The sequence below is a fragment of the Pseudomonas sp. 2hn genome (assembly GCF_019646095.1).
Lineage (GTDB): Bacteria > Pseudomonadota > Gammaproteobacteria > Pseudomonadales > Pseudomonadaceae > Aquipseudomonas > Aquipseudomonas peradeniyensis.
On sequence record NZ_CP081016.1, the window covers coordinates 3,137,070 to 3,162,306 of the forward strand.

The window sequence follows — 25,237 nt, forward strand, 5'->3', positions numbered from 1 at the left end:
CATCTCCCTGACGGCTTCGAAATGAAGTCCGATTCTGGCAGATGAATAGCAAACCGAGCTTGAAGGAAACTTCCTAAAGCCTAGTAGGACATTTAGCTAAATTTGGCTGATGTCTCAGCCCTGCAGGCTACACGTCCCCTGTGGGAGCGGCCTTGTGTCGCGAAAGGGCCGCGTAGCGGCCCCGGCGATATCTGCTTGATGCACAAATCGTGGGGGTGCTTCGCACCCCTTTCGCGGCACAAGGCCGCTCCTACAGGGACCGCGTACGACCTGAGGCGTCAGTGAGCCCCCATATCCAGCACCACCCGCCCGCCACACGGACACTCGTCCATGTGCCGATGCGCCTCGACCACCTGCTCGAACGGGTACACCTTGATGATCTGCGGTGTCAGCAGCTGGTCGGCGGTGAACTGGTTGATGTCGCGCAATGCCCGCTGCAGGGCCACCTGGTCCTGGGCGATGCCCAGCTCCGGCTTGCCGGTGAAGTTGCCGATGCAGTGCACATGGAACTGGATGTTCTTCTGGAACGCCGCGCAAGCCGGGAACGGCGTCTGGTTGCCGCCCTGCAGGCCGTACAGCACCAGGCTGCCACGCGGTGCCAGGACATCGCCGAGCAGCGACATCTGCGGGCCGCCCATGCCGTCGAGGACCATGTCCACGCCACGGCCATCGGTGTACTTGCCGATCTGCATCAGCAGGTCCTGCTCCTCGGTGACGATCACCTTGTCGGCGCCAAGGCCCAGCAGGTACTCACGCTGCTCGGGTTCCTTGGTGGCGGCGAACACCTTCAGCCCCAGGGCCTTGCCCAGTTGCACGAAGGCCGGCCCCGCGCAGTGGCTGGCGTCGGTGACCAGCGCGGTCTGCCCAGCCTTGGCCCGCGCCAGGTCGACGAAGGCAAAATAGGCGATCAGCAGCGGCGTGTAGTGCACGCTGGCCTCGATCGGGGTCAGTACATCCGGGTAACGGGTGATGGCACTGCGCGGCAGGACGATCACGTCGCCGTACACCGGGTGGTCGTTGGCGCTGGTGGCCGGGAAGCTGGCGACCCGGTCGCCCACCGCGATATCGTCCACACCCTCGCCCACGGCGGTGACCACACCGGCCATTTCGTGGCCGATACCGGCCGGCAGGCGTGCCTGGGACGGCGCCAGGTTCTGCCGCCAGAGCACGTCGTACCAGCTGACGCCGATCGCCTCGACGCGGATCTGCACCTCGCCGGTAGCCGGGGACGGTTCGGCCTGCTCCTCGCAACGGAGCACATCGGCCTGGCCGAACTTGTGGAAACGGATCATGCGGGACATCGCATACCTCGCCTGTGTGAATCTCGTATTACCACGGACTTTATCCGGGCTTTCACGGTTGGACCATCAGTGGCTGTTAATAGTCGACATGCCTGTCATTGATTGGGCCCCTGACAAATCTGTGCATTGGCACCCGGAAATCGGTGCAGGGTACCAGCCTTTGGCCTTAAGATTCACCCCTGCCCCATTTCTGGCGAGCCGCATCGAATGAATCGTAACGACTTGCGTCGCGTAGACCTCAACCTGCTGATCGTGTTCGAAACGCTCATGCACGAACGCAGCGTGACCCGCGCCGCCGAGAAACTGTTCCTCGGCCAGCCGGCGATCAGCGCCGCGCTGTCGCGCCTGCGCAACCTGTTCGACGACCCGCTGTTCGTGCGCACCGGCCGCAGCATGGAACCCTCGGCGCGGGCCCACGAGATCTTCGCCCTGCTGTCGCCGGCGCTGGATTCGATCTCCACCGCCGTCAGCCGCGCCGCCGATTTCGACCCGGCCACCAGCAACGCGGTGTTCCGTATCGGCCTGTCCGACGACGCCGAGTTCGCCCTGCTGCCGCAGCTGCTCAAGCGCATCCGCGCCGAAGCGCCCGGCATCGTCCTGGTGGTGCGTCGGGTCAACTACCTGCTGATGCCCACCCTGCTGGCCTCGGGCGAGATCTCGGTGGGCGTGAGCTACACCAACGAACTCCCCGCCAACGCCAAGCGCAAGGTGCTGCGCCGCAGCATGCCCAAGCTGCTGCGCGCCGACAGCATGCCCGGCAGCATCACCCTGGATGACTTCTGCGCCCGCCCCCATGCCCTGGTGTCGTTCGCCGGCGACCTCTCGGGGTTCATCGACGAGGCACTGGACGAGATAGGCCGCAAGCGCCACGTGGTGCTGGCAGTGCCGCAGTTCAACGGATTGGGGAGTTTGCTGGCAGGGACCGATATCGTCGCCACGGTGCCGGACTACACCGCCGATGCGCTGACCGCGGCGGGCGGGTTGCGGGCGGAGGACCTGCCGCTGGAGGTGCGCAGCTTCGAACTGCACATGGCCTGGCGTGGAGCGCAGGACAATGATCCGGCGGAACGGTGGTTACGCTCGCGGATTCAGATGTTCTTTGGCGACCCCGACAGCCTTTGACCGAGCCCCAGCCAAGCGCCAAAAACACTCAAACACATACAACTTGTGTGCAGCCTCATCGCCAGCGTGTCATCAACGCGCCATGCAAGCCACTGACCGGATCCTGCTCAGGCTGCGGCACCTTGGCGATGCGCTCCAAGGCACGCTGGTGCGCCGCACTATCGGGCCGTTGAATGTCGTAATCTTCCTGCCCGTGGGGATAGGCGCCGACCACCAGGAAATCATCGCTGCACTCGATGCAGCGATGGCCCGTGCCTGCTGGCAGCACCAGCACATCCCCCCGCTCCACGCTCACGCTTTGCCCGCATTCCCCGCCAAGCGTCAATCGGGCCCGCCCACGGGCAATCCCGAGTGCCTCGTGGGCGTTAGGATGAAAGTGGTGATAATCGAAGATCCCGTCGCGCCAGAGCGGGGTCCATTCGTGAGCCGCAAACAGGGCCTCGAAGGCGCTGGCAGTATCCCCTGCCCGATCGAGTTTCAGCCGGTAGAGCAGTACCGGAAAACGGCTGTTCGGCGTCGCGCCGTCGTCTTCGAAAAACAAGGCCTGCACGCTGGCATCTTGCGTATTCATGAGCGTCATGATGCGCTCCCTGATCGAGTGATTGGTTCACCTTCGAGCCCGTCGGCTGTTGCCAGGTTCCAGCCGGCAGACCGCTGCACAGACCGATGAAACTTTCCTGCCACGTGCCAACTCCAGACGCCTATCGATAACAGAACGGGAGCAGGCAATGACCGGCACGGTAGGCGACTTTCTGGTGGAGCGATTGTATCAATGGGGCGTGCGGCGCATCTTCGGTTACCCCGGCGACGGCATCAATGGTGTATTCGGCGCGCTGAGCCGTGCCAACGGCAAGATTCAATTCATCCAGGCCCGCCACGAGGAAATGGCCGCCTTCATGGCCAGCGCCCATGCCAAGTTCACCGGCGAGCTCGGCGTGTGCATCGCCACCTCCGGCCCGGGCGCCTCGCACCTGCTCACCGGCCTGTACGATGCACGCATGGACCACCAGCCGGTACTGGCCATCGTCGGTCAACAAGCCCGTGCGGCACTGGGTGGGCACTATCAGCAGGAGCTGGATCTGCTGTCGATGTTCAAGGACGTCGCCGGTGCGTTCGTCCAGCAGGCATCGACACCTGGGCAGGTGCGCCACCTGCTCGACCGTGCGGTGCGCACAGCCATCGGTGAGCGCCGCGTTACCGCCATCATCTTGCCCAACGACCTGCAAGATCTACCCTACAACGAACCACCGAGGGCCCACGGTACCGTGCATTCCGGAGTCGGCTACAGCAAGCCCCGGGTCTTGCCATTCGAAGAAGACCTGCAGCGCGCCGCCGATGTATTAAACGCTGGGCACAAGGTGGCGATACTGGTGGGGGCTGGCGCACTGCAGGCGACAGACCAGGTCATTTCAATCGCCGAAAGACTGGGTGCCGGGGTTGCCAAAGCGCTGTTGGGCAAGGCTGTGCTGCCGGATGAGCTGCCGTGGGTCACCGGATCGATAGGCCTGCTCGGCACCGAACCCAGCTATCAGCTGATGACCGAATGCGACACCTTGCTGATGATCGGCTCCGGCTTTCCCTATTCCGAATTTTTGCCCAGGGAAGGCCAGGCGCGTGGCGTGCAGATCGACCTGCAACCCGACATGCTCAGCCTGCGCTATCCGATGGAGGTCAACCTGGTCGGCGACGCCAGCGAAACATTACGCGCACTGTTGCCGTTGCTCGAGCACAAGACCGACCGGCGCTGGCGCGACAAGGTAGAGACCTGGCGGGCGCAGTGGGACAAGACCGTGGCCAAGCGCGCCCGGGTCAAGGCTGACCCGATCAACCCGCAACGCGTGGTCCATGAGCTGTCCCCTCGCCTGCCCGACCATGCCATCGTCACCAGCGATTCCGGCTCCTGCGCCAACTGGTTTGCCCGCGACCTGCAGATTCGCCAGGGTATGCAATGCTCGCTGTCCGGCGGCCTGGCTTGCATGGGCGCAGCCGTGCCCTATGCGATTGCAGCCAAGTTCGCCCACCCGCAACGGGCTGTGATTGCCCTGGTGGGCGATGGGGCGATGCAGATGAACAACCTCGCCGAACTGATCACCGTGGCCAAATACTGGCAGCAATGGGACAACCCTCGATGGATCTGTGCCGTGTTCAACAATGAGGACCTCAACCAGGTGACTTGGGAGCAACGGGTCATGGAGGGGGACCCCAAGTTCGAAGCGTCGCAGACAATTCCTGACGTGCCCTACCATGTGTTCGCCATGTCCATTGGCCTGCAAGGTATCTACGTAGATCGCGAAGGGGACGTTGCCGCTGCGTGGGAGCGCGCCCTGGCGGCTGATCGACCAGTACTGATCGAGTTCAAGACCGACCCGAACGTGCCGCCCCTGCCTCCTCACATCACGCTGGAACAGGCGAAGAAGTTTGCCGGTACCTTGCTCAAGGGAGACCCCGACCAGGCGGGCATCATCGTGCAGACAGCCAAGCAGGTGCTCGGCTCGGTGCTGCCTGGCAAGAAATGAGCGACACCTCGGCGAGCCGGCTGAACGTTTATTCGGCCGGCCCGGTCGCACAACTGAGACGCAGCCGACTGCGCGAACCCTGACCGTGAGGACCTACCATGAGCGCGATCGCTTCCAACGGAGTTGCAGAGCACCCCATCTGTCTGACCCTCAATGGTCAGCCCCGAACACTGCAGGTGCATCCCTGGGTCACCTTGCTCGACCTGCTGCGTGAGCAATTGGACCTGATCGGCACCAAGAAAGGTTGCGACCATGGTCAGTGCGGCGCCTGCACGGTGCTGCGCGACGGCAAACGCGTGAATGCCTGCCTGACCTTGGCCATCATGTGCGACGGGGCCGAGTTGGTGACCATCGAAGGGCTGGCCAGCGGTGACGCCCTGCACCCGATGCAGCGCGCCTTCATCACCCACGATGCGTTCCAGTGCGGCTACTGTACCCCGGGGCAGATCTGCTCTGCGGTCGGGCTTGCTCACGAAGGGCGTGCAGACACCCGCGAGGCCATCCGCGAGCAGATGAGCGGCAACCTTTGCCGTTGTGGTGCCTACGGCAACATCGTCGCAGCGGTGGAAGAAGCGCTGCCGTTGATGAGAGGCGCAGCCCAGCCGCAACGGGGGCCAAATTCATGATGCCCTTCAACTACTACAAGCCCGCATCAGTCCGCGAAGCGGTGAGCTTGGCTGACACCCGCTCGCATTTCATTGCCGGGGGCACCAACCTTGTCGACCTGATGAAGGAAAACGTCGTTCGTCCCGAGCGGCTCATCGATATCACCGGCCTTGAGCTGAACGGTATCCATCCCACCTTGAACGGCGGCGTACAGATCGGTGCTCTGGTGAGCAATGCCGAGCTGGCCTGGCACCCCATGATCGAGCAGCATTATCCACTGCTGTCGGACGCTATCCTGGCTGGGGCTTCACCGCAGTTGAGGAACATGGCCAGCACCGGTGGCAACTTGCTGCAACGTACCCGGTGCTATTACTTCTACGACACCGGCACCCCCTGCAACAAACGTGAACCCGGCAGCGGATGCCCCGCGCGTACAGGGTCGAACCGTATCCATGCCATTCTCGGTGCCAGCGATGCCTGTGTCGCGACTCATCCCTCGGACATGTGCGTGGCATTGGCAGCGCTCGAAGCCGTGGTGCACGTACAGGGGCCGTCCGGTGAACGGCAGATCCCCTTCGCGGATTTCCATCGCCTGCCCGGGGACACGCCCGAGCGCGACAATCACCTGGCATCCGATGAGCTTGTGACAGGCATCGAGCTGCCGCCCCCGCTGTTCGAACACCATTACCGTTATCTGAAAATACGCGACCGCGCCTCCTACGCGTTCGCGCTGGTGTCAGTCGCTGCAGCCTTGAACTTCGATGGCGAAGTGATCCAGCAGGCGCGCCTGGCGCTGGGCGGCGTTGCCCACAAGCCCTGGCGGGACCCGGTTGTCGAACGCATGCTGGCCGGCCAGGTGCCATCTGAAGCACTCTTCACCCGCGCCGCGCAAACGTTGCTGCAAGGTGCACAACCCCTGAGCCACAACGGTTTCAAGGTAACGCTCGCTCAGCGAGCAATCGTGCGGGCATTGGATGACGCGGCGCGCGGCACCGCTGGCGGGGAGGCACGCTCATGATCAAAAGCACACCCGTAGTCGGCACACCCCTGGACCGCGTGGACGGTGTGACGAAGGTCACCGGGCAGGCCCGCTATGCGGGCGAATACCCCGAGGCGGGCCTGCTGCACGGCAGCGTCGTGTCCAGTACCATCGCCCGCGGCCGGATACTCGACATCGACATTACCCAAGCCATGCGCGTGCCCGGGGTAATCGCCGTGCTCGACCATGGCCATCGCCCGCATATATCCAGTTATGACGACGACTACAGCGATGCGGACTCTGCCAAGGGTTCGCCGTTTCGGCCCTTGTTCAACGATCGAGTGCTGTACAGTGGGCAACCGCTGGCGCTGGTGATCGCCGAAACCCTCGAACTGGCCCGGTATGCAGGCTCGCTGATCAAAATCGACTATGCCGAGGAGGCTCACCAGACAGACCTGGACGCATGCCAACAGTCGCATGCGGCACCCGCCGAAACACCGGCGCCACGTGGCGACTTCGCCGGGCAGTTTGCCGGGGCGCCGGTGCAGGTGGATGTCACCTACCTGACAGCCAACGAGTACCACAACCCGATGGAGCCCCATGCGTCGACCGTGCACTATAAGGCCGACGGCACTCTGGAAATCCACGACAAGACCCAAGGTACGCAGAACTGCCAGGACTACCTGCACAAGGTGTTCGGGTTGTCCAAGGCAGACATCCGCGTGCGTGCGGCATTCGTCGGCGGCGCCTTCGGCTCGGGTTTGCGCCCGCAGTACCAGTTGCCGCTGGCAGTGATGGCGGCGTTGCACCTGAAGCGCTCGGTGCGCGTGACCCTGACCCGCCAGCAGATGTTCACCTTTGGCTACCGGCCCCGCACCGAGCAACGCATGCGCCTGGGTGCAGACGCAAACGGGCGCTTGCTGGCGATCGCTCATGATGCGCTTGGCCAGACCTCCCGCTTCGAGGACTTCACCGAACACCTGGTCGAATGGAGCGGCATGCTGTACCAGTGCGACAACGTTGCGCTCAGCTATCGCCTGGCCTCGCTCGATGTGTACACCCCGCTGGACATGCGGGCACCTGGGGCTGCGTCCGGGATGATTGCGCTGGAGTGCGCCATGGATGAACTCGCCTGTGCGGCCCAGATTGACCCGCTTGACCTGCGCCGGCGCAATTTCACCAACAACAATGCCAACGAAGGCAAGCCCTACTCCAGCAAGGAGTTGCTGGCGTGCTACCAGCAAGGTGCCGACCGTTTTGGCTGGCATAACCGCACGCCCCAACCGCGCAGCATGCGCAAGGGCAACCAGTTGCTCGGCTGGGGGATGGCCGGCGGCGTCTGGGAAGCCATGCAGATGAAGGCCAGCGCCAGGGCGCGCATCGATGCCCAGGGCCACCTCATCGTCAGCAGTGCCACCACCGATATCGGGACCGGCACTTATACCGTCATGACCCAGATCGCAGCCGATGCTGCTGGCGTCAGGGTGCAGGATGTCACCTTCGTGCTGGGCGACTCTTCACTCCCCACCGCACCGCTTCAGGGTGGATCATTCACGGTGTCGTCGGTGGGCTCGGCGGTGCGCCAGGCCTGCCAGGTACTGCGCGCCAAGGTGCTGGAACATGCGCGCAACATGTACCCCCAGGTGGCCAGCACTGCCCGGCAGCAGATCGTTATCGCCGACGGCTATCTGCACGCGGGCAGCCATCGCCTGGCATTGGCGGACATCGTCGCCAGCGCACCCGCCGGTGCGTTCGAAGTGCAGATCGACGCCGAGCCCGGCGCCAGGCGCCAACCGTTCTCCACCGCCACCCATTCGGCGGTATTCGTGGAAGTCCACGTCGATGAGGACCTTGGCACGATCAAGGTAGCCCGAGTGGTCAGCGCTGTGGCGGCAGGACGGGTGGTCAACCCAAAAACCGCGCGCAGCCAGATCCTGGGGGGCGTGATATGGGGGGTTGGCATGGCCCTGCACGAAGCGGCGTTGACCGACCATCGGTTGGGTCGCATCGTCAATCACAACCTGGCGGAGTACCACATCCCGGTCAATGCAGACTGCGGGGATATCGAAGTGATCTTCGTTGAAGAGCACGATGACATTGTCAACGAACTGGGTTCCAAGGGCGTGGGCGAAATCGGTGTCGTTGGGGTAGCCGCTGCGGTGGCCAACGCGGTCTACCACGCCACAGGCAAACGTGTGAGGGAGTTTCCGATCACGCTCGACAAAGTGCTCTGAGCGGGCGGGGGCCAAGTCCCCCCACCTGCTTTGCGGTCAGCAGCAGCCCGATCGGCAGGATCGTCCGCACCAGCACCTCGCGCTCCTCGGCACGACGATGATTGCTCAGATATCAAGATGATCTGAATGGTTCAGCCAATTTTCGGGGCTGCAACAAATCAGTACCGCCAGACTTGTTGGTCTGAACTTTACTGTCCGTCATGGCTTCCCCTGCATACCGATAACGCAAACACGCGGCTGCAGGAGCTGATTTTCATGAGAGCACTGACCTACCACGGAGCAAACGACGTCAGGGTCGATAACGTCCCTGATCCCATCATCGAGCAAGAAGACGACATCATCCTCAGGGTCACCGCTACGGCCATTTGCGGTTCCGACCTGCACCTCTACCGAGGAAAAATTCCAGAAACCGAAGCGGGCGATATCTTCGGCCATGAATTCATGGGCATCGTCGAAGATACCGGCAAGGCCGTCACCAATCTGCAGATCGGCGACCGCGTAGTGATTCCCTTCGTGATCGCTTGCGGCAGCAGTTTCTTCTGCCAGCACGACCTGTTCGCAGCCTGTGAAACCACCAACACAGGTCGTGGTGCGATCATCAACAAGAAGGGGATTCCCCCAGGCGCCGCGCTGTTTGGATATAGCCATCTCTATGGCGGTATCCCTGGCGGTCAGGCGGATTACGTGAGGGTACCCAAGGCCAACGTCGGCCCGTTCAAAGTGCCCACCGAGCTGGCCGATGACAAGGTGCTGTTCCTCTCGGACATTCTGCCCACCGCTTGGCAGGCAGTCATCAACGCCGAGATTGGCCCGGGTTCAACGTTGGCAGTCTACGGCGCCGGGCCAGTGGGCTTGCTGAGCGCCGCCTGCGCGCGAATGCTCGGCGCGCAGACCATCTTCATGGTCGATGACAATGATTACCGCTTGGCCTACGCCCGCGAGGCTTACGGCGTCATACCGATCAATTTCGAGCAGGACGACGATCCAGCCGACAGCATCATTCGTCAGACACCCGGCATGCGCGGGGTCGATGCGGTGATCGACGCGGTCGGTTTCGAGGCCAAGGGCAGCACTGCCGAAACGGTGATGACGGCCCTGAAGATTGAAGGCAGCAGTGGCAAAGCATTGCGCCAGAGCATTGCAGCCGTGCGGCGTGGCGGCGTCGTGAGTGTCCCTGGAGTGTACGCGGGCTTCATTCATGCATTCATGTTCGGCGACGCGTTCGACAAGGGCCTTACCTTCAAGATGGGCCAGACCCATGTCCAGAAATACCTGCCCGAACTGCTGGAACACATCGAAGCAGGACGTCTACAACCGGAATTGATCGTCACTCACCGCCTGGCCCTCGAAGAAGCAGCCATGGGCTACAAGTTGTTCGATCAGAAGCAGGATGACTGTCGCAAGGTCATCCTCGTGCCAGGCGCTGCAGCGGGCACCCTGGGCCCTGGGCAGATGGATCGGGCGTTGGACTTCAACTACCTCCAGCAACGCCCGAAAACTTTTTGACGTCGATAGGTGGCGCCACGAATTCAGGGCCATCGCCAGCGAGCCGCCACTTCACCTTGGCGATGCCGTAGCGCTCGGCCATCGGTCGACTGACCAACTTGATTTTCTGCTGACTGAATCTCGGGATGATGCCAACGCCGGCATCGCAACTGGCCCAGTGCCAAGCCACGGCGTTGTCCATTTTCTCCAGGCGGATGATGAACGTCCGATGGTCACCGTGAAGGTCATACTCGATTACGTACAATTGAAGTGCTGGCACAAGATCCGCTCCCTGGTTCATACGCTATTGAGCGACTCCTGGAAGAGATAATTCCATCGGATTCGCAGGACGACGCGCAGCCAATCCATGCAGCGGACTGTCAGGCGAGTTGGATGTACACCGAGTAGCTACCCAGCAGCACCCAGAACACCAGAAAGATCCACGGTGTGCGCAGCGAGAACAGCAGTGATTTCCGATGGCCTGCACGCGAGGTTTCCGCCTCGCAGAACAGCGGCGATTCGTCGTAAGCCAACCCCATCAACGGCTCGCTGCGCAGCAGATGGCTTTGCTTGAGCTGCCAATGATCGATGATGTTGTAGGCCGCACGGATGCCAGGCCAGGCATTGAGCGAGCTCAATACCCCGAGCAGGGCGAGGAACGCAGGCACGATCAGGGTGAACATCTCGCCCCATCCTTGATTTAGGTTGCCCATGGAGGAGACGAAGGCGATGACCAGGAATGACTGCGCCGCCAGGTAGGCGTCGGTGCGGTTGGCCAGGATGCTGGTTTCGTACTGGATCTCACGCCGGTAAAAGTCCAGACGCTCCTTGGGAGAGCCAAACATCCTGGCATTGTGCTCGCTGATCTCGTGTTCAGGGGTCGTTGGGGTAATGATTCGAGGCACTTGCTACTCCGGGAGTTGGGCTCCGAACGACGAGATGCGCCTGGAGCTGAGCTCGGTAGAACGGCGATGGGGCGTGAAATTCAATTGGATTGGTATCCCGCACCGCTCGTCGTATCAACCGTAGATTGAAACCAACACGCCGGGGCCCGGCCTCTCGAACCGGTATGAACGTTCTCAACTGCAGGAGCTTTGACCATGCGAGACTTCCCTACCCCGCCCTTCCCTTCACAGCCTCAAAATGTCCCCGGCTCACAGCGCAAGATGGAACCCTACCCGGATTGTGGTGAGCAGTCGTATGCCGGCCACAATCGACTGGAAGGCAAAATTGCACTCATCACCGGAGCAGACAGCGGCATCGGGCGGGCAGTCGCGATTGCCTATGCCCGGGAAGGTGCCGACGTCGCCATCGCTTATCTGAATGAGCATGAAGACGCGCAAGAAACCGCGCGCTGGGTCGAGGCCGCGGGCCGTCAATGCCTGCTGTTGCCCGGAGACTTGGCGCAGAAACAGCACTGCTACGACATCGTCGAAAAGACCGTCCGCCAGTTCGGGCGTATCGACATCCTGGTCAACAACGCGGCATTCCAGATGTCCCACGAGACCCTGGAGGAAATCGACGATGATGAATGGGTGAAAACGTTCGATACCAATATCACCGCCATCTTCCGTATTTGCCAGGCGGCACTGCCTTCCATGCCCAAGGGCAGTTCGATCATCAATACGAGCTCGGTCAACTCCGACGATCCATCCCCCAGCCTGCTGGCCTATGCCACGACCAAGGGGGCCATTGCCAATTTCACTGCTGGCTTGGCTCAGTTGCTGGGCAAGAAAGGCATCAGGGTCAACAGTGTCGCGCCAGGCCCTATCTGGACGCCTTTGATTCCGGCAACCATGCCGGACGAGGCCGTCAAGAACTTTGGTTCCAGCTACCCGATGGGGCGGCCGGGGCAGCCGGTCGAAGTCGCGCCGATCTACGTGCTGCTGGGCTCCGACGAGGCCAGTTACATCAGTGGCTCACGTTACGCGGTGACTGGCGGCAAACCGATCCTTTAGCGCAAAGAGGCTCGCCGTGCTGGCGGGCCTCCTTTTTGCGTGGCAGTTTCAGTGTTTGTCCCGATCGTGATCACGGGCCGTTTTTTGCGCTGTCGAGTCATGTGATGTACCGGTGGATCCATCCGGACGATGAGCATCGTTGTCTCGCTCTTCTTCCCCATGCGGCCTGGTCTGCGCAGACTCCTTTTGCCTATCGCTCACTTTCTTCATGTTGCTCTCCTGCCATTGCCTTTGAACTAGGGAAGCCGAAGCACGGGCAAAGTTCACGTCACATTCACTTCTCGAGATAGCCGGGCAATAGATGCGATGAACCAAATACCCCAGGATCGCGTCCACCGCAAAACAAGCGAGTCGACACTGGAATGGCAAACGACCCTGTACTGGCCGCCCTCGGCTATCTCAAGAACAACAAACTGATTTTGACCACAGCAGAATCGTGCACTGCGGGCTGCATGGTGGCTTTGCTGGCGGCGGTACCGGGTACCGGAGAGGTGCTGGAAAGCGGCTACGTCGTCTACTCACCCAGCGCCAAGAAACGCCTGTTGGGCGTCAGCGCCGAAACCATCGAACGATACGGCTTGACCAGCGAAGCAGTGGCCTGGGAAATGGCCTTGGGCGCCTTGCGAGACAGCGATGCCAATGTGGTTATCGCCAGCACCGGGGTTGCCGGCCCGGCGCCCGAATCCGGAATACCGCCGGGGACGATGTGCTTTGCGTGGGCTTTCGCCGGCGATCCAATTGCCGTTTTCACACGCACTCGACGGTTCTTCGGCGAGCGATCTGAAGTCATGCGCGAAGGCGCCCTGTTCGGTCTGACCCAGGTTTCCCACTATCACCAGCGCTGGTTACACGGTGAGCGCGCTTGAGGGCTGTGATCATGTCGGAAGATGAACTGGTATCCCGGCGTCACCCTGTTCAAGAAGACATACCGATGCAGCAGCGCGTCTGGCGCTTCGAGCGCGTGGGGTGGTATGTACTCGTGACCATGGTACTGCTTGCCTTGGCAGGTCTGTTCGGTAACGGCCCGTTGAGCGATGCCGAGGTGGTGAGCCAGGATGGCAGGGTACGGGTTGAGTATCAGCGCCTCAGCCGAAGCGGCACGACAGATAGCCTTTTCATCACCGTTCAGGGCACCCCTGGTCAGCCGGTAGAGGTGCAACTCGCAGGATCATTGCTTCGTGACGCCAGTATCGAGACGTTACAGCCGGAGCCACAACGGTCGATGTCGCATGGCCAGGCCATGCTGTTCCAATTGGGTACAAGGCAAGATGGCGTGGCCACCTTGTACCTGACCCTTCGAAGCGAGCACGTAGGCACTCTGGAGGGCAGCGTCAGGGCTGGCCCCAAAAGCGCCGTTCGTTTCTCCACATTCCTTTACCCCTAGGAGTGCGTCATGGATTCGATCCTCCGCGCAGCCGGGATGTACGTCGCCCTCATGCTGCTGTTTCGCGTAGCCGGGCGGCGCTCGCTGGCCGACCTGACGACCTTTGACTTCGTCTTGCTGCTGATCATCGGGGAAGCCACCCAACAGGCGCTTCTGGGCGAGGACTTTTCGTTCACCAATGCCATGCTGGTGATTGCCACGCTGATCGTTCTGGACGTCGGCCTTTCGCTCGCAAAGCTCAACTCCAAGCCCTTGGCCAGGTTTCTGGATGGGCACGCTACCCTGGTTGTCGAGAATGGGCGCTTTCTGCATCACCGCATGCGTCGGGCACGCCTTACGGAGGACGACATCCTTGAGTCAGCGCGGGACAGCCAAGGCATCGAGAACATTGAGCAGGTCAAGTTCGCCATCGTCGAACGCAATGGAAAGATTTCGATCATTCCTGCCAAGTGAGGCCTTTTGGCAACAGTAAAGCTACGACTACCGCTTCGCGAGCACACGCGATGATGCCAGCCATCGTAAGCATTGAACCCTGTCACTCTGCGCGTACTCAACCACGAGCAAGTTCTTGACTCAATCCGTGATGAGGTAACGCCAATGAACGCCATCGACTTACTGATTCAAGACCACAAGCTGGTGAAAAAACTGCTCGAAGAACTGTCGACCACCACCGAGCGCGCAGTGAAGAAACGGGCCGAGTTGCTCCACAGGATCGAGCAGGAGTTGCAGATCCACACCACGCTCGAGGAAGAAATCCTCTACCCGGCCATCAAGCAAGCGGGTGGTAAGGAAGAAGCGAAGATGTACTACGAGGCCAAGGAAGAACACCGGACTGTCGACTCCCTCGTCCTACCCGACCTCCTGCATACCGAAACCGGCACCGTCGAATTCGCCGGGCGGGTCAAGGTCATGAAAGAGTTGTTGGAGCATCACATCGAGGAAGAGGAAGGCGAGCTCTTCCCCACCGCGAAGAAGCTGCTCAGCAAGGACACCCTCGAGGAGCTTGGGCAAACCATGGAAATGCAGAAAAAGATGCTCAAGGGCGAGCAGCGAGCAGCTTAGTCACGCGATCACCTGCCAGCGCTCAGTACGCTGGCAGGTGATCAGTTTCGGTTACCCATCATCAGTCGGAAGGTTTCATGGAATATTGGATTGGCTTACTTGAATGGCCCGCCATGGTAATGACCGTGCTGGCAGCCTGGTGCATCGGTTCACGCCGTCCGGGGCGCAGGAAGGCAGGTTTCTGTTGTTTTCTTGCAAGCAACGTTCTGTGGGCCGTCTGGGGCTGGCAAGCAGAAGCCTGGGCATTGATCATCCTGCAATTGTGCCTGTGTGCCATGAATCTTCGAGGGTGGCGAAAAAACACACAACTGCAAGCTGCCCACACGTTGCAGGGAACAGCCTAGCGTTGCTGGCGGCGCCCGCCCAACTGGATCCAGACCGGCGCATGATCACTGGCCTTGGCTTCGTTGCGCACCCAGGCATCCACGCCCGCCCGCTTCAAATAGGGGCTCAGACCCGAGTTGAGCAGCAGGTGGTCGATACGAAGCCCGGCATTACGCGCCCAGTGATTGCGAAAATAGTCCCAGAACGTGTAAATGCGCTGCTCGGGATAAAGGTGACGAACAGCATCGACCCAGCCCTGGGCCAACAATTCTTGGAATAACGCCCGCGATTCAGGTTGCAGCAGCGCGTCCTTGAGCCATGAGCGCGGGTTATAGATGTCCAGATCGGTGGGCACAACGTTGAAGTCCCCCGCTAATACCGCAGGATGGCTGCTGACATGCAGTGTTTGGGCATGCTTGATCAAGCACTCGAACCAGCGCAGTTTGTAATCGAACTTCGGGCCGGGTTGCGGGTTGCCGTTGGGCAGGTAAAGGCAGCCCACCAGTACACCGTGCGCCGCAGCTTCGAGATAGCGGCTCTGCTGATCGTCCTGCATGCCGGGCAGCCCGCGACGTACCTCCAGCGGCTCGCTATCGCGCGCCAGGATCGCCACGCCGTTCCAGGAGGGTTGCCCCTGGTAAAGGCAGCCATAACCTGCCGCTTCGATGGCCTGGCGAGGAAACTGCTGGTCGGCCGCCTTTAGCTCCTGCAAGCAGGCAATGTCCGGCTGCTCTCGCTCCAGCCAGGCCAACAGCGCGGGCAGGCGGCTGCGGATGCCATTGATATTGAAGGTGGCGATCTTCAGCGCTCTCATGCGTCAGGGTCGCTCACATGAGCCTGCACGGCATCTTCCAGAGCCCGGATATGTGCCTCGTCGGCCAGTGCCTTCAGCGCCAACCAGTCATCCCAGTCAATGGCGCCATCGTCCCGTAGCGCCTCGGCGGTGCGAACCAGTTCATGGTGGTAGGCGTCCGGCGATTCGCGCCGGTAGCTGATGTCGTCGTACTGCGCGTACCAGGCTTCAAGTTCAGGAATGCTGCGTTCGATGCTCATGACGGCCGCCTCGTTATATCCCTGCAAGTGAGAGCCCAAGCGCCGCGCAATGTTCAACCGCAACGGTCAGACGGTTAGCAACCCTACCGCTGAAGTAGTGCGATGGAACTTCTCACTCCGTCCGAGACGTCCCACGTCCACACCTGGCGAAAGTAGATGAAGAGGTGGTGGACGGGAATCTGATCACCCGCCGCATGCCGGATGATATACCCGCCTTCAATCAGGGTAGGCAAGCTCACGGTTTCTTTTCCACATCCCTGGGCGCTTTCGCTGGGCCTTGGGGGTCCACTTGAGGGTCGTCCAGGTCTGGAGAGTCCGGATCGAATCCCAGGTCCTGATCAGTCGTTGCATGATCGGAAGAATAGGGGCCTTTCTGCTGCTGATCGTCGGATTTGTTCATTTTGCGGTCTCCGGAGTGTGATGTATTCACCGTGAGGGTCTTGCCCCTTTCTGAACGGGCTGTTCATGAAATATTTCGGTGAAGCACTGGCATCCGGTGGAGGATCGCAAGATCGGTAAAGTTCCTTCTACATGCCATCTGCTGGACAAGTCTGAACGGTACCCGTGAGTTCGTTCTGATTGCGACATAGTGGATGAGCGGTGCCCAAAACGCCGGTTGCGCCCTCACAGTGGCCGGTTATTCGAGAAAAACTAAACCTTCACCTGCTCCTACGGCTCAACCGATTGCGGCATAGAGGTCGCAGCCACCAAGCGAAGGAGTGACAGATGAACAAACCATTATTGAAAATCGCCGGGGTAACCCTGTTGATGGGCCTGGCTTCGCTGCAGGTACAGGCAGCGTCTTCGGACGATTTCGTCGATGCGGCCACTGAAGCCGGTATCGCCGAAGTGGTCACCGGCAACCTGGCGCAGGAAAAGAGCCAAAGCGCAGACATCAAGCAATTCGCCCAGCAAATGGTCACAGACCATACCAAAGCCAACCAGGAACTCGGTGATATCGCCCGCAAGCTGGACATCAGCGTGCCCGACGAGGCGGCGCTGACCGACAAGGTCAAGAAGATGATCCTCGAATGGCGCGAGGAGTCGTTCGACCGGTCCTTCGTCAATAACCAGGTCGACGCGCACGAAAAGGCCGTGGAGCTGTTCAAGAAAGAGGCCGCCTCCTCCGACAAGCCTGAGCTGAAGGCCTTTGCCAGCGACAAGCTGCCAACGCTGCAACACCATCTGGAACAGGCCAAGGCGCTGCAAGCCACCCACGGCAAGTAACCCACACGTCACCGCGCAATCCCAGGGGCCGCCTTGCGGCCCTGCCTTGAGCCATCTGGAGGTGGGCTCCCCATGAATGATCGAATCATCGAACTGTTAACCGACTCCACATTCTTCGGCATTTCCATCCTCAACCTGTTGGTAGCGCTGTGCGTCGCCGTGCTGACGTTCGTGATTGCCAGAGCTGTCATCGGCCTGTTGATGCGCCGGGTGCAGCGCTGGTCCGAACATGACGGGGCAATGAGTCAGGTGCTGGCCAAGGTACTGGCTGGTACCAGCAACAGCCTGCTGCTGCTCGCTTCGCTGCTGGTCGGTTTGAGCATGCTGGACCTGCCCGAGCGCTGGTTGGGCCGGGTCAGTAGCTTGTGGTTCGTGGTCGCCGCCTTGCAGATCGGCCTCTGGGTCAATCGCGCCATCGCGCTGGGCCTGACCCGCTACTTCAGCCGGCACAGCGCCGACGGCCTGTATCAAGGCAGTGCGTTGGCCACGCTTTCGGCCTGGGGGGCACGGGTGCTGCTGTGGTCGGTGGTGTTGCTGGCCATGCTGTCCAATCTCGGCGTCAATATCACCGCCTTCGTGGCCAGCCTGGGTGTAGGCGGCATTGCCGTGGCCCTGGCCGTGCAGAACATCCTGGGTGACCTGTTCGCCTCATTGTCGATTGCCGTCGACAAACCCTTTGAAGTCGGTGATTTCATCGTCATCGGCCCACTGGCCGGCACGGTGGAACATGTTGGGCTGAAGACTACCCGCATCCGCAGCCTGGGCGGTGAGCAGATCGTCATGGCCAATGCCAGCATGATCAGCAGCACCATCCAGAACTACAAGCGCTTGCAGGAGCGACGCATCGTGTTCGAGTTCGGCTTGTCGTACGACACGCCCACCGAGGCGGTGAAACAGGCGCCCGCCATCGTCGAAGAGGCGATCAAGGCCCAGCAGCAGGTGCGTTTCGACCGCGCTCACTTGCGCGGCTTTGGCAAAGAGGCGCTGGAGTTCGAATGCGTCTATATCGTGAGAGACCCCGGCTATAACCTCTACATGGATATTCAACAGGCCATCAACTTTCACCTGCTCGAACGCTTCACCCGAATCGGCGCCAAATTTGCCGTGCCAGTGCGTGCCATCAAAGTTACGGCGCTGCCGCAACCCTTCGTTCAGTCTCAGGTACTGTGACGGCGGGTCGCATTTTGGCCCATCTCGGCCAGCTGGGCGTTTACCCGATGCCGTCCCCACCGATGTACCTGATCGTGCACAAGACCAACGCCGCCAGAAGGATGGCCAGGCAGTCGCACAACTGCTGCCCTCCTGGCCTCGCCGAACCGGCGGCGAGGCTCAGCGCCAGTTCAACCCCGGGCGGCGCAGTCTGAAGCTATCAACGTTGCGTTGCGCCGCAGGTCATTGGCAGGACTTGCCCAGCGCATGTGCCGATGGACTCAATCCCTTGGCAGCAGCAAGGTGGCGGCCAGTCCCCCGCCCGCTCGATTCTCCAACCGGACCTGCCCGCCCAGGCGATCGATGATGGTCGCAACGATCGACAGACCAAGGCCGGCGCCATTCGGGCTGTTGCGGCTATAGAAGCGCTCGAATACACGAGAAAGGCTTGCTTCATCGATACCTGGCCCCTCGTCCTCGACCACCAGCTCCAAGGCGCCATCCAGACGCCTGAGTGATACGGTTATGCGGCCTGCCGGGGGTGAATGTTCAACCGCGTTGGACACCAGGTTCTGTAGCGCAATGCCCAACGCGCCAGCATCGATCGCCAGGTGATGGTCGCCTTCACCGATCTCCAGCGAGGGCTCCAGGCCGCGATCAAGTATCCACGGGGTCAGCTCAGCCAAGGTCTCGGTAACTACCTCGGCCAGGTCGACCCAGGTACTGGCACGCTGCCCTAGTTTCGGCTCGACGCGGGCGAGTGTCAGCAACTGATTGACCACCCGGGTCAGCCGGTCAACCCCGCCCATCAGGAACCCCAGCGCTTTTTGCCGCTCCATGTCGTTGCTGGCGGCCAGCGCGTTCTGTGCATGCAGGCGCAGGACGGCCAGCGGCGTGCGCATTTCGTGAGCGGCATCGGCAATGAACCGATGCTCACGCCGCAAAAGGTCCTCGATCTGCGCCAACAGGCGATTGATGGCGGCCTGCATCGGCTCAAGCTCCGAGGGAAGCGGCACCAGTTGCAACGGCTCAAGAGAGTCGGCGTGGCGCGCGCGGATGACATTGGCCATGTTCTGCAACGGCCGCAGCCCCCAGCCGATCGCCGCCCACACCAACAGCGCCAATGCCAGGCTGCCCAGGAGGAACGGGAACAGGGTATGGCGGACAATACGGTCGATCAGGTCGTAGCGTACGTCATCACGCTCGCCGACCCAGATCACCCAGCGTTTTTCCGGCACCGGCAAGACGAAACCGCGCCATTGTTCGCCGCCGCTGGTGAAGTCGTAGAAGCCTGGTGCCGTCGGTGGCGAATCGAACGCTGGCGCGCTGGGTGTATGCACCAGAAGGGCTCCGCCGACCTGCCAGACCTGAAAAGCCAGCTTGCTTTCGTAAGGGTGCCCCACCTGATGTCGCCCTGCCCTGCCCAACGCTTCGTTGAAGGCCCGGTACAGCGCCTCACGCGAGCCGTCCTGCACCGGCAGGCTCATGACACCCTGCAGCAGGCGGGCGTTCTGGGCGAGATGGGCGTCATACACCTCGTTAATTTCGCGGCGGCTGTCGTGGTAGTTGTAGAGCGCCAGCAGACCGGTGCCGAGCAGCAGCAACAACATCACCCGCCACAGTGTGCGCTGGCGCAGCGAGCTCATGCCTTGGCCTCGACCAGGTAGCCGATGCCGCGTACCGTTCGGATCAACCCGTTGAACAGCTTCTTGCGCAGGTGGTAGATGTTCACCTCCAGCGTATTGCTCTCGGGCTCTTCGTCCCAGCCATACAGCAGCTGGGTCAGGCGCTCGCGGGTGAATACCTTGCCGGGTTGCGCCAACAGTTCATGTAACAGCACATACTCCTTCGGGGTCAGCACCACTTCGACACCGTTGTAGTGCACTTGCTGGGTGGCGGGGTCGAGGCTGACCCCGGCATGTTCGACCACTACCTTCGCCCGCCCCGCACTGCGCCGCAGCAAGGCGCGCAAGCGTGCCTTCAGTTCGTTGAGGTCGAAAGGTTTCACCAGGTAATCGTCGGCACCGGCATCAAGCCCGGTAATGCGGTCGTCCAGCGCATCCCGCGCGGTGAGGATCAGCACCGGCAGGCTGTCGCCGCCGGCGCGCACCCGCCGCAGCAGTTCCAGGCCATCCATGCGCGGCAGGCCAAGGTCCAGGATCACCAGGTCGAAGGCTTCATGCTGCAGCGCATGCAAGCCACTGACGCCGTCACGCAACCAGTCGAGCGTATAGCCTTCCTGGCGCAAGCCGTCGCAGATGCCCTCTCCCAGTGCGATGTCGTCCTCAACCAGCAGCAGCCGCATGTTCAGTCCTGTTTGTCCTTGATCGCTTTCATTAAAACATCGATATCGGCACGCCGGCCCTGGTCAGCCAACTCACGTCCTGGCCGGGCCGGGGCCTGCAAGGCTTTCTGCAGAGCAGCAGTAGCCTCAGGGTAGCGCTTTTGCCGATACAGATGATCGGCCCAGAAATAGTTGCTGTCGATACCATTGGGGTTGATTTGCAGCGCCTTGCGCAGCAGGGCGTCAGCCTTGTCGGTGTCGCCGAAACCAATTGGCCAGCCGGGCACCTGGTCGTACAAAGTGCCCAGGCTGGTATAGGCCGAACCCTGCAGGGCATTGGGGTCCAGTTTCATGGCCTGCTCAAGACTGGCCTTCGCCGCCTTGACCTTGCCCAGTGCGCCGAGGCCACCGGTGGCGCCCGCCCAGCTGCTGTCGATGATGCCTTGCCAGATCAACGGCTCAGGTGATCCGGGGTACTGATGAACGAATGCCGCCGCGTCAGCGGAGAGCTTTTCAAAGGCGTCGGCACGTTTGTCCTTGGGTACCTGGTACTGGATCTGCGCCCAGTGCTGCTGCAGATCGCTCAGGTGCTGTGTGCCTGCCTGGTCCAATGCCCAGGTCAAGGGTGCGAATGCCAACAAGCTGGCGACGAACAGACGCTTCATTTGATCGACTCCTTGGAGTGGCTAGCGATATAGCGCCGAATGAGGGGCAGTTGCTTGCGCAGTGCGCGGTCGACCACGCCCGGCAACATGCTGTTGATGCGCACGAAAAGCTTTTCCGGCCACCCCAGGTAAAGTTCGCTGCGCTCGGACTGCACCGCCTCGAGCACGGCCCGAGCAACATCCGCCGGGTCGTCCATGCCGACTTTAAGCGCTTGATTGAGCGCAGTCGCAGCACTGCTGTTCATGCCGGTACGGGTCGCCCGGGGGGCGGCATACAAGACGTTGACCGTGGTGTCGGCCAGCTCGCGTCGCAGTGCCTCGGAGAAACCGCGCAGGGCGAACTTGCTGGCGCAGTAGGTGGCGTAGCCGGGATAGCCGATCGAGCCATAGGTGGACCCGACATTGACCACCAGTGCCTTGGGCTGAGCACGCAGCAGCGGCAGACAGGCGCGCGTCAGCTGCAGCGGTGCCTTGAGGTTGATGTCCAGCAGCTCGTCGAGCTCGTGCTCGTCCAATTGGTCGAGCAGGGCGAAGCGATTCACGCCGGCCGCATTGATCAGCACGTTGACAGTGCCCATCTCGCGGGCTCGGCTCACGACCTGTTCGCGCCCCGCCTGGCTGCGCAAGTCGGCCTCCTGCCAACGCAGGCGATCCGGGTAGCGATTCATCAAGCCTGCCAGCTTGCCCATGTGCCGACTGACAGCCAGTACCTGGGCGCCGGCAGCGCACAACTGTTCGGCCAGCTCCAGGCCGATGCCGCCACTGGCACCGGTGAGGATCACCACGGACTCAGGCAAGCGCATGATGCACCTCTAGCTGCCCCGCGCGCGGCAAGCCTTGGAACATTTCGGTGTACAAGTGGTAGACGACCTTCGCCGCATGGATGACGGCCTGTTGGTCTGCGGCATCATCGAGGCGATCCATCAGTTGCTTGTAGGTCACCATGTGGTCCTGGTCCAGCGCCCCATGGGAGCTCAGGTAGCTGAACGCCTTGTCAGGCAGGTTCAGTGTGGTTTTGATCGTGCCCGCCGCTTGGGTGGCCAGGGCGATGCTGGTGCCTTCGAGCACGTTGACCATGCCGAAGAGCCCGACCGGGTTGCCGCGGGCGATCAGGTCGTAGAGGTAGGCGACCATCAGCTCGATCGACCGCGCCGGCCGACCATCACGCACCGCCTCCCAATCACCACCACAGGCGTTGATATCGTTGAGGATCCACTGCTCGTGGCCGTATTCCTCGTCGATGTACTCGCACACCGCGCCGCGCAGCCACTCCAGGCGCGACGGCAAGCGCGCGCCACAGGCCATCATCAGCGGAACCGTGTGGCGGACATGGTGGTAGGCCTGGGTCAGGAAGGCAATGTAACTGTCCAGGCTGACCTGGCCGGCCAGGGCGTCACGGATCACCGGTACGGCGAACAACGCCTGACGCTCTTGGGTTGTTTGTAGTTGCAGGGTGTCGAAAAAGGACATGGGGAGCCTCACCACGAGATGTCGGATAACAGGGTTTGGTAGTGCTGCAGGATCGCCTCGCGTCGCGGGCGGCCGTTGGCAGTCAGGGTTTCGTCATGGGTGCTGAAGGGGGCCGGCAAGCGCCGCCAGGTATGTACCCGGGCGTAGTCGGGCAGCTGCGCGTTGCACTGCTGCACGGCCTGTTCGATGGCATCGTTGCTGGCGGCAGGGTCAAGAGGCCAAAGCAGAGCCAGGTTGTGCGGCAAGGCTTCGCCATGCACGAATGCCTGGGCGATGACGCCGCTCTGGGTGAGTTCGGCTTCTACCCACTCCGGGTTGACGTTGCGCCCGAAGCTGGTGATGAACTGGTGTTTCTTGCGTCCATCGAGGAACAGATAGCCTTCTTCGTCGAGGTGGCCCAGGTCGCCCGTTGCCCACCAGGACTGGGTCACCGGGGCGTCCTCCAGGTAGCCAAGCAGTGTCGAGCCGGCCACCAGCACCTCGCCGTCCTCGGCAATACGCACTTGCACATGGGGCAATGGCTGGCCGACGCTGCCGTGGCGTAGGGCACCAGGGCGATTCAATGCGACCACGGAGGCACACTCCGACAGGCCGTAGCCTTCGAACACCGGCAACCCGACCGCCTCGGCCCGGGCTAGCAGGCTTGGCGATACCCGGGCACCGCCCACCGCCACGAAACGCAGTGGGCCAACGCGCATCAACCCGCGCTCAATGGCCGTGACCAGCCCCATCAGCAACTGCGGCACGAGGATCAGGCTCTGCGCACCACTGAGGGCAATGGCGCCCAGCAGTCGCTTGAAATCCACCTGACTTGCCCCGCCCATGCCCAACTGATGCTGCGGATAGAGCTGTACGCAGGCACCCGCCATCAGTGCTGCATAGACGCCGAGGTTCTCCAGCAATACGCCCAAAGGCAGCACGGCCAGGTACTGCTGCGGTTCAGTGGGCCGGCTTGCCGCCTCCAATTCCCGTGCTACCCGCAGCATGGCGTCAGCGCTCAGGCAGACACCTTTAGGGTGCCCGGTGCTGCCAGAGGTGTAGGTAATCTTGGCGGTACCATCAGGCAATCGGGCGCTGGCCAACCGCTCGCGCACCCAGAACTCACCTTCCTGAACAAACCCCTCACTGACCAGTCGCGGCTCCCACTGCGTCGTGCAAAGCACGGTTGAAGCACCACTCTGGGCAATGCAGTGATCAAACTGCGTCGCGCTGAAGAACGACGGCACGATCACGCAGGGGCGCGCCGCGAACAAGGCGGCCAGGTCCCAGAACAGCAGATCAGGGCCGTTATCCAGGGCCAGCACCAATGCCCCAGCAGGTTGCCGGTGCAGCACATGGGCTCGCAGTCCCACTTCACCGAGTAACTGCCGGTATGTGTAGCTGTGAGCATCACCTTTCACCGCCACGGCACCGGCATGATCGCGGGCGAACGACATCAGCAGCTCTTGAAACCGCTCCAGTTCACGCGGCATGGCCAGTCTCCTCGGCGAGCACTGGAAAACCCAGCCTTTGGAACACGCCGGCTCGGGTCAGGGCGTCGAAGCCATAGCCGATGTTTCCGGCAAACACCTGCGGATGTTGGTCATAGTAGGTCCCCCACTGATCCATCTGCCCCTGTAGGCGATCAGGATCGGCGGCGGCCAACACGCAGGGCGTAAGCCCAAGCCGTTGAAAACTGTTTATCAGTGTCGCCGCCCCAGTGAACGTGACCCACTCAAGGCCGCGGTTGGCCAACAACCACGTGACAGCGATGATCATGATGCGAGCACTGCCAGCGCTGAGGGAGGCCAAGTTTCCTACTTCGACTATGCAGGGGCGATCCAATGAAATACCCGCAACTTGAGAAACGGCGGTTTCCAAAGGCACGTCCAGGTACCGTTCGAGAAATACTGGACCCTGGCTGGCCGGGCGCATGCCGGCCGCGGCGATCAGGCGGCCGTGGCTGTCATGCAATGCCAAGAGTTCTGGTAGGTAATGCTGCACATTCGCTTGATGCACGGCGGCAAAGCACGTGTGGATGAATTGCTCAAGATCCGCACGTGAAGCATCTCCCTCCAGACAAAGCGAAAGCTGCGCGCGGTGGTTGGCATGGCTACCGATGGGTAGCGGGAGCAGACTGCTCCATTGAGATTCGGTCATGAAACTCCCCCCGATTGGGTTCGACGGAGGGATTATCGGGGTCGAATCTGAATAGAATCTGAAGTGACGTTTTCGACTTTAGGTGAATTCGGCCTGACGGCTAAATGCTGCAAACACCCACGTTGTATGCGAAGGCCCTGTGCCGTTTTGGATGATTCGAAATACTGCTCGATTTGCTCGAAGCATCCTTGGATGACCTGGACCAAATGCGGATCAAAATGCTGCCCGGACTGCTCCAGGTGAAGGCTTGGGCGCGTTGCGCGCTCCAACTGGGTTTGT

28 protein-coding genes are annotated in these 25,237 nt (G+C 61.5%); 14 read left to right on the forward strand and 14 right to left on the reverse strand.

From position 1 onward, the window contains the following. Positions 1-278: 278 nt before the first annotated feature. Positions 279-1,301: a zinc-dependent alcohol dehydrogenase family protein gene (locus K2O50_RS14100; RefSeq protein WP_050705387.1), complete on the reverse strand. Its 1,023-nt coding sequence runs from the start codon at positions 1,299-1,301 to the stop codon at positions 279-281. 207 nt (positions 1,302-1,508) lie between these two features. Between K2O50_RS14100 and K2O50_RS14105 the strand changes: the two genes are divergently transcribed. Beyond that, on the forward strand, positions 1,509-2,423 hold the full coding sequence (locus K2O50_RS14105) for a LysR family transcriptional regulator (protein WP_050705386.1): 915 nt from the start codon (positions 1,509-1,511) through the stop codon (positions 2,421-2,423). A gap of 55 nt (positions 2,424-2,478) precedes the next feature. Here K2O50_RS14105 and K2O50_RS14110 read toward each other — a convergent pair whose 3' ends face one another. Beyond that, a complete protein-coding gene (locus K2O50_RS14110; protein WP_050705385.1) occupies positions 2,479-3,003 on the reverse strand; it encodes a cupin domain-containing protein in 525 nt (174 codons plus the stop codon). Positions 3,004-3,151: 148 nt separating this feature from the next. Here K2O50_RS14110 and K2O50_RS14115 point away from each other — a divergent pair, with 148 nt between their 5' ends. The 5 genes from K2O50_RS14115 to K2O50_RS14135 all read left to right on the forward strand — a co-directional run bounded on the left by K2O50_RS14115 (position 3,152) and on the right by K2O50_RS14135 (position 10,264). After that, a complete protein-coding gene (locus K2O50_RS14115; protein ID WP_050705384.1) occupies positions 3,152-4,939 on the forward strand; it encodes a thiamine pyrophosphate-requiring protein in 1,788 nt (595 codons plus the stop codon). Positions 4,940-5,037: 98 nt separating this feature from the next. Next, on the forward strand, positions 5,038-5,565 hold the full coding sequence (locus K2O50_RS14120; protein ID WP_050705383.1) for a (2Fe-2S)-binding protein: 528 nt from the start codon (positions 5,038-5,040) through the stop codon (positions 5,563-5,565). Then, complete coding sequence (locus K2O50_RS14125; protein WP_050705382.1) at positions 5,562-6,563, forward strand: xanthine dehydrogenase family protein subunit M; 1,002 nt, start codon at positions 5,562-5,564, stop codon at positions 6,561-6,563. The genes K2O50_RS14120 and K2O50_RS14125 overlap by 4 nt, the downstream gene beginning before the upstream one ends. Continuing rightward, complete coding sequence (locus tag K2O50_RS14130) at positions 6,560-8,758, forward strand: xanthine dehydrogenase family protein molybdopterin-binding subunit (RefSeq protein ID WP_050705381.1); 2,199 nt, start codon at positions 6,560-6,562, stop codon at positions 8,756-8,758. The genes K2O50_RS14125 and K2O50_RS14130 overlap by 4 nt, the downstream gene beginning before the upstream one ends. A 255-nt stretch (positions 8,759-9,013) precedes the next feature. After that, complete coding sequence (locus K2O50_RS14135; RefSeq protein ID WP_050705380.1) at positions 9,014-10,264, forward strand: zinc-dependent alcohol dehydrogenase; 1,251 nt, start codon at positions 9,014-9,016, stop codon at positions 10,262-10,264. On the opposite strand, the gene K2O50_RS14140 is transcribed toward K2O50_RS14135, so the two are convergent. Both K2O50_RS14140 and K2O50_RS14145 read right to left on the reverse strand, forming a co-directional pair. Further along, a complete protein-coding gene (locus K2O50_RS14140; protein WP_028689333.1) occupies positions 10,230-10,544 on the reverse strand; it encodes a DUF6555 family protein in 315 nt (104 codons plus the stop codon). The two genes, K2O50_RS14135 and K2O50_RS14140, sit on opposite strands and share 35 nt — an antisense overlap. A gap of 79 nt (positions 10,545-10,623) precedes the next feature. Then, on the reverse strand, positions 10,624-11,148 hold the full coding sequence (locus K2O50_RS14145) for a hypothetical protein (protein WP_016486361.1): 525 nt from the start codon (positions 11,146-11,148) through the stop codon (positions 10,624-10,626). A gap of 195 nt (positions 11,149-11,343) precedes the next feature. Here K2O50_RS14145 and K2O50_RS14150 point away from each other — a divergent pair, with 195 nt between their 5' ends. The 6 genes from K2O50_RS14150 (at position 11,344) to K2O50_RS14175 (ending at position 14,991) form a co-directional block, all read left to right on the forward strand. Continuing rightward, positions 11,344-12,201, forward strand: a complete 858-nt coding sequence (locus K2O50_RS14150; protein WP_050705379.1) for a glucose 1-dehydrogenase — start codon at positions 11,344-11,346, stop codon at positions 12,199-12,201. 362 nt (positions 12,202-12,563) lie between these two features. Next, entirely contained in the window at positions 12,564-13,067 is a 504-nt protein-coding gene (locus tag K2O50_RS14155) for a CinA family protein (protein ID WP_050705378.1), read from the forward strand. Between the two features lie 11 nt (positions 13,068-13,078). Then, positions 13,079-13,585: a hypothetical protein gene (locus K2O50_RS14160; RefSeq protein ID WP_220689816.1), complete on the forward strand. Its 507-nt coding sequence runs from the start codon at positions 13,079-13,081 to the stop codon at positions 13,583-13,585. A gap of 9 nt (positions 13,586-13,594) precedes the next feature. Continuing rightward, complete coding sequence (locus K2O50_RS14165) at positions 13,595-14,038, forward strand: DUF421 domain-containing protein (RefSeq protein WP_050705376.1); 444 nt, start codon at positions 13,595-13,597, stop codon at positions 14,036-14,038. A gap of 144 nt (positions 14,039-14,182) precedes the next feature. Then, entirely contained in the window at positions 14,183-14,647 is a 465-nt protein-coding gene (locus tag K2O50_RS14170) for a hemerythrin domain-containing protein (protein ID WP_050705375.1), read from the forward strand. Between the two features lie 77 nt (positions 14,648-14,724). Further along, a complete protein-coding gene (locus K2O50_RS14175; RefSeq protein ID WP_082337718.1) occupies positions 14,725-14,991 on the forward strand; it encodes a hypothetical protein in 267 nt (88 codons plus the stop codon). Here K2O50_RS14175 and xth read toward each other — a convergent pair. The 3 genes from xth to K2O50_RS14190 form a co-directional block, all read right to left on the reverse strand. Beyond that, on the reverse strand, positions 14,988-15,785 hold the full coding sequence (xth, locus tag K2O50_RS14180) for an exodeoxyribonuclease III (RefSeq protein ID WP_050705374.1): 798 nt from the start codon (positions 15,783-15,785) through the stop codon (positions 14,988-14,990). The two genes, K2O50_RS14175 and xth, sit on opposite strands and share 4 nt — an antisense overlap. Then, on the reverse strand, positions 15,782-16,024 hold the full coding sequence (locus tag K2O50_RS14185; RefSeq protein WP_016486338.1) for a hypothetical protein: 243 nt from the start codon (positions 16,022-16,024) through the stop codon (positions 15,782-15,784). Before K2O50_RS14185 ends, xth begins: the two co-directional genes overlap by 4 nt. Positions 16,025-16,259: 235 nt before the next feature. Then, positions 16,260-16,424: a DUF6021 family protein gene (locus K2O50_RS14190; RefSeq protein ID WP_177330839.1), complete on the reverse strand. Its 165-nt coding sequence runs from the start codon at positions 16,422-16,424 to the stop codon at positions 16,260-16,262. Positions 16,425-16,750: 326 nt separating this feature from the next. On the opposite strand from K2O50_RS14190, the gene K2O50_RS14195 reads away from it, so the two are divergent. Both K2O50_RS14195 and K2O50_RS14200 read left to right on the forward strand, forming a co-directional pair. Continuing rightward, complete coding sequence (locus tag K2O50_RS14195) at positions 16,751-17,251, forward strand: DUF4142 domain-containing protein (protein ID WP_050705373.1); 501 nt, start codon at positions 16,751-16,753, stop codon at positions 17,249-17,251. A gap of 72 nt (positions 17,252-17,323) precedes the next feature. After that, positions 17,324-18,421: a mechanosensitive ion channel family protein gene (locus K2O50_RS14200; RefSeq protein ID WP_050705372.1), complete on the forward strand. Its 1,098-nt coding sequence runs from the start codon at positions 17,324-17,326 to the stop codon at positions 18,419-18,421. A gap of 260 nt (positions 18,422-18,681) precedes the next feature. On the opposite strand, the gene K2O50_RS14205 is transcribed toward K2O50_RS14200, so the two are convergent. The 7 genes from K2O50_RS14205 to K2O50_RS14235 are packed head-to-tail and all read right to left on the reverse strand — an operon-like array spanning position 18,682 to position 24,958. Further along, positions 18,682-20,046: a sensor histidine kinase gene (locus K2O50_RS14205; protein ID WP_050705371.1), complete on the reverse strand. Its 1,365-nt coding sequence runs from the start codon at positions 20,044-20,046 to the stop codon at positions 18,682-18,684. Further along, positions 20,043-20,705: a response regulator gene (locus K2O50_RS14210; protein ID WP_050705370.1), complete on the reverse strand. Its 663-nt coding sequence runs from the start codon at positions 20,703-20,705 to the stop codon at positions 20,043-20,045. Before K2O50_RS14210 ends, K2O50_RS14205 begins: the two co-directional genes overlap by 4 nt. 2 nt (positions 20,706-20,707) lie before the next feature. Next, positions 20,708-21,349, reverse strand: coding sequence for a tetratricopeptide repeat protein (locus K2O50_RS14215; RefSeq protein ID WP_028689321.1), 642 nt, complete (start codon positions 21,347-21,349; stop codon positions 20,708-20,710). Then, complete coding sequence (locus K2O50_RS14220; RefSeq protein WP_050705369.1) at positions 21,346-22,152, reverse strand: SDR family oxidoreductase; 807 nt, start codon at positions 22,150-22,152, stop codon at positions 21,346-21,348. The genes K2O50_RS14215 and K2O50_RS14220 overlap by 4 nt, the downstream gene beginning before the upstream one ends. Continuing rightward, the gene (locus tag K2O50_RS14225) at positions 22,139-22,819 is read right to left on the reverse strand and encodes a TenA family transcriptional regulator (RefSeq protein ID WP_028689319.1); all 681 of its coding nucleotides are present in this window, start codon (positions 22,817-22,819) and stop codon (positions 22,139-22,141) included. Before K2O50_RS14225 ends, K2O50_RS14220 begins: the two co-directional genes overlap by 14 nt. Positions 22,820-22,827: 8 nt before the next feature. Then, positions 22,828-24,291: an AMP-binding protein gene (locus tag K2O50_RS14230; protein WP_050705368.1), complete on the reverse strand. Its 1,464-nt coding sequence runs from the start codon at positions 24,289-24,291 to the stop codon at positions 22,828-22,830. After that, positions 24,281-24,958 carry a thermostable hemolysin gene (locus K2O50_RS14235; protein WP_050705367.1) on the reverse strand — a complete coding sequence of 226 codons (678 nt, stop codon included), beginning with the start codon at positions 24,956-24,958 and terminating at the stop codon, positions 24,281-24,283. The genes K2O50_RS14230 and K2O50_RS14235 overlap by 11 nt, the downstream gene beginning before the upstream one ends. Positions 24,959-25,237 lie beyond the last annotated feature (279 nt).

Bases quoted from the DNA above. Each gene is read 5' to 3' on its own strand.
- K2O50_RS14100 (WP_050705387.1), bottom strand. From the start codon at position 1,301: ATGTCCCGCATGATCCGTTTCCACAAGTTCGGCCAGGCCGATGTGCTC.
- K2O50_RS14105 (WP_050705386.1), top strand. From the start codon at position 1,509: ATGAATCGTAACGACTTGCGTCGCGTAGACCTCAACCTGCTGATCGTG.
- K2O50_RS14110 (WP_050705385.1), bottom strand. From the start codon at position 3,003: ATGACGCTCATGAATACGCAAGATGCCAGCGTGCAGGCCTTGTTTTTC.
- K2O50_RS14115 (WP_050705384.1), top strand. From the start codon at position 3,152: ATGACCGGCACGGTAGGCGACTTTCTGGTGGAGCGATTGTATCAATGG.
- K2O50_RS14120 (WP_050705383.1), top strand. From the start codon at position 5,038: ATGAGCGCGATCGCTTCCAACGGAGTTGCAGAGCACCCCATCTGTCTG.
- K2O50_RS14125 (WP_050705382.1), top strand. From the start codon at position 5,562: ATGATGCCCTTCAACTACTACAAGCCCGCATCAGTCCGCGAAGCGGTG.
- K2O50_RS14130 (WP_050705381.1), top strand. From the start codon at position 6,560: ATGATCAAAAGCACACCCGTAGTCGGCACACCCCTGGACCGCGTGGAC.
- K2O50_RS14135 (WP_050705380.1), top strand. From the start codon at position 9,014: ATGAGAGCACTGACCTACCACGGAGCAAACGACGTCAGGGTCGATAAC.
- K2O50_RS14140 (WP_028689333.1), bottom strand. From the start codon at position 10,544: ATGAACCAGGGAGCGGATCTTGTGCCAGCACTTCAATTGTACGTAATC.
- K2O50_RS14150 (WP_050705379.1), top strand. From the start codon at position 11,344: ATGCGAGACTTCCCTACCCCGCCCTTCCCTTCACAGCCTCAAAATGTC.
- K2O50_RS14155 (WP_050705378.1), top strand. From the start codon at position 12,564: ATGGCAAACGACCCTGTACTGGCCGCCCTCGGCTATCTCAAGAACAAC.
- K2O50_RS14160 (WP_220689816.1), top strand. From the start codon at position 13,079: ATGTCGGAAGATGAACTGGTATCCCGGCGTCACCCTGTTCAAGAAGAC.
- K2O50_RS14165 (WP_050705376.1), top strand. From the start codon at position 13,595: ATGGATTCGATCCTCCGCGCAGCCGGGATGTACGTCGCCCTCATGCTG.
- K2O50_RS14170 (WP_050705375.1), top strand. From the start codon at position 14,183: ATGAACGCCATCGACTTACTGATTCAAGACCACAAGCTGGTGAAAAAA.
- K2O50_RS14175 (WP_082337718.1), top strand. From the start codon at position 14,725: ATGGAATATTGGATTGGCTTACTTGAATGGCCCGCCATGGTAATGACC.
- xth (WP_050705374.1), bottom strand. From the start codon at position 15,785: ATGAGAGCGCTGAAGATCGCCACCTTCAATATCAATGGCATCCGCAGC.
- K2O50_RS14185 (WP_016486338.1), bottom strand. From the start codon at position 16,024: ATGAGCATCGAACGCAGCATTCCTGAACTTGAAGCCTGGTACGCGCAG.
- K2O50_RS14190 (WP_177330839.1), bottom strand. From the start codon at position 16,424: ATGAACAAATCCGACGATCAGCAGCAGAAAGGCCCCTATTCTTCCGAT.
- K2O50_RS14195 (WP_050705373.1), top strand. From the start codon at position 16,751: ATGAACAAACCATTATTGAAAATCGCCGGGGTAACCCTGTTGATGGGC.
- K2O50_RS14200 (WP_050705372.1), top strand. From the start codon at position 17,324: ATGAATGATCGAATCATCGAACTGTTAACCGACTCCACATTCTTCGGC.
- K2O50_RS14205 (WP_050705371.1), bottom strand. From the start codon at position 20,046: ATGAGCTCGCTGCGCCAGCGCACACTGTGGCGGGTGATGTTGTTGCTG.
- K2O50_RS14210 (WP_050705370.1), bottom strand. From the start codon at position 20,705: ATGCGGCTGCTGCTGGTTGAGGACGACATCGCACTGGGAGAGGGCATC.
- K2O50_RS14215 (WP_028689321.1), bottom strand. From the start codon at position 21,349: ATGAAGCGTCTGTTCGTCGCCAGCTTGTTGGCATTCGCACCCTTGACC.
- K2O50_RS14220 (WP_050705369.1), bottom strand. From the start codon at position 22,152: ATGCGCTTGCCTGAGTCCGTGGTGATCCTCACCGGTGCCAGTGGCGGC.
- K2O50_RS14225 (WP_028689319.1), bottom strand. From the start codon at position 22,819: ATGTCCTTTTTCGACACCCTGCAACTACAAACAACCCAAGAGCGTCAG.
- K2O50_RS14230 (WP_050705368.1), bottom strand. From the start codon at position 24,291: ATGCCGCGTGAACTGGAGCGGTTTCAAGAGCTGCTGATGTCGTTCGCC.
- K2O50_RS14235 (WP_050705367.1), bottom strand. From the start codon at position 24,958: ATGACCGAATCTCAATGGAGCAGTCTGCTCCCGCTACCCATCGGTAGC.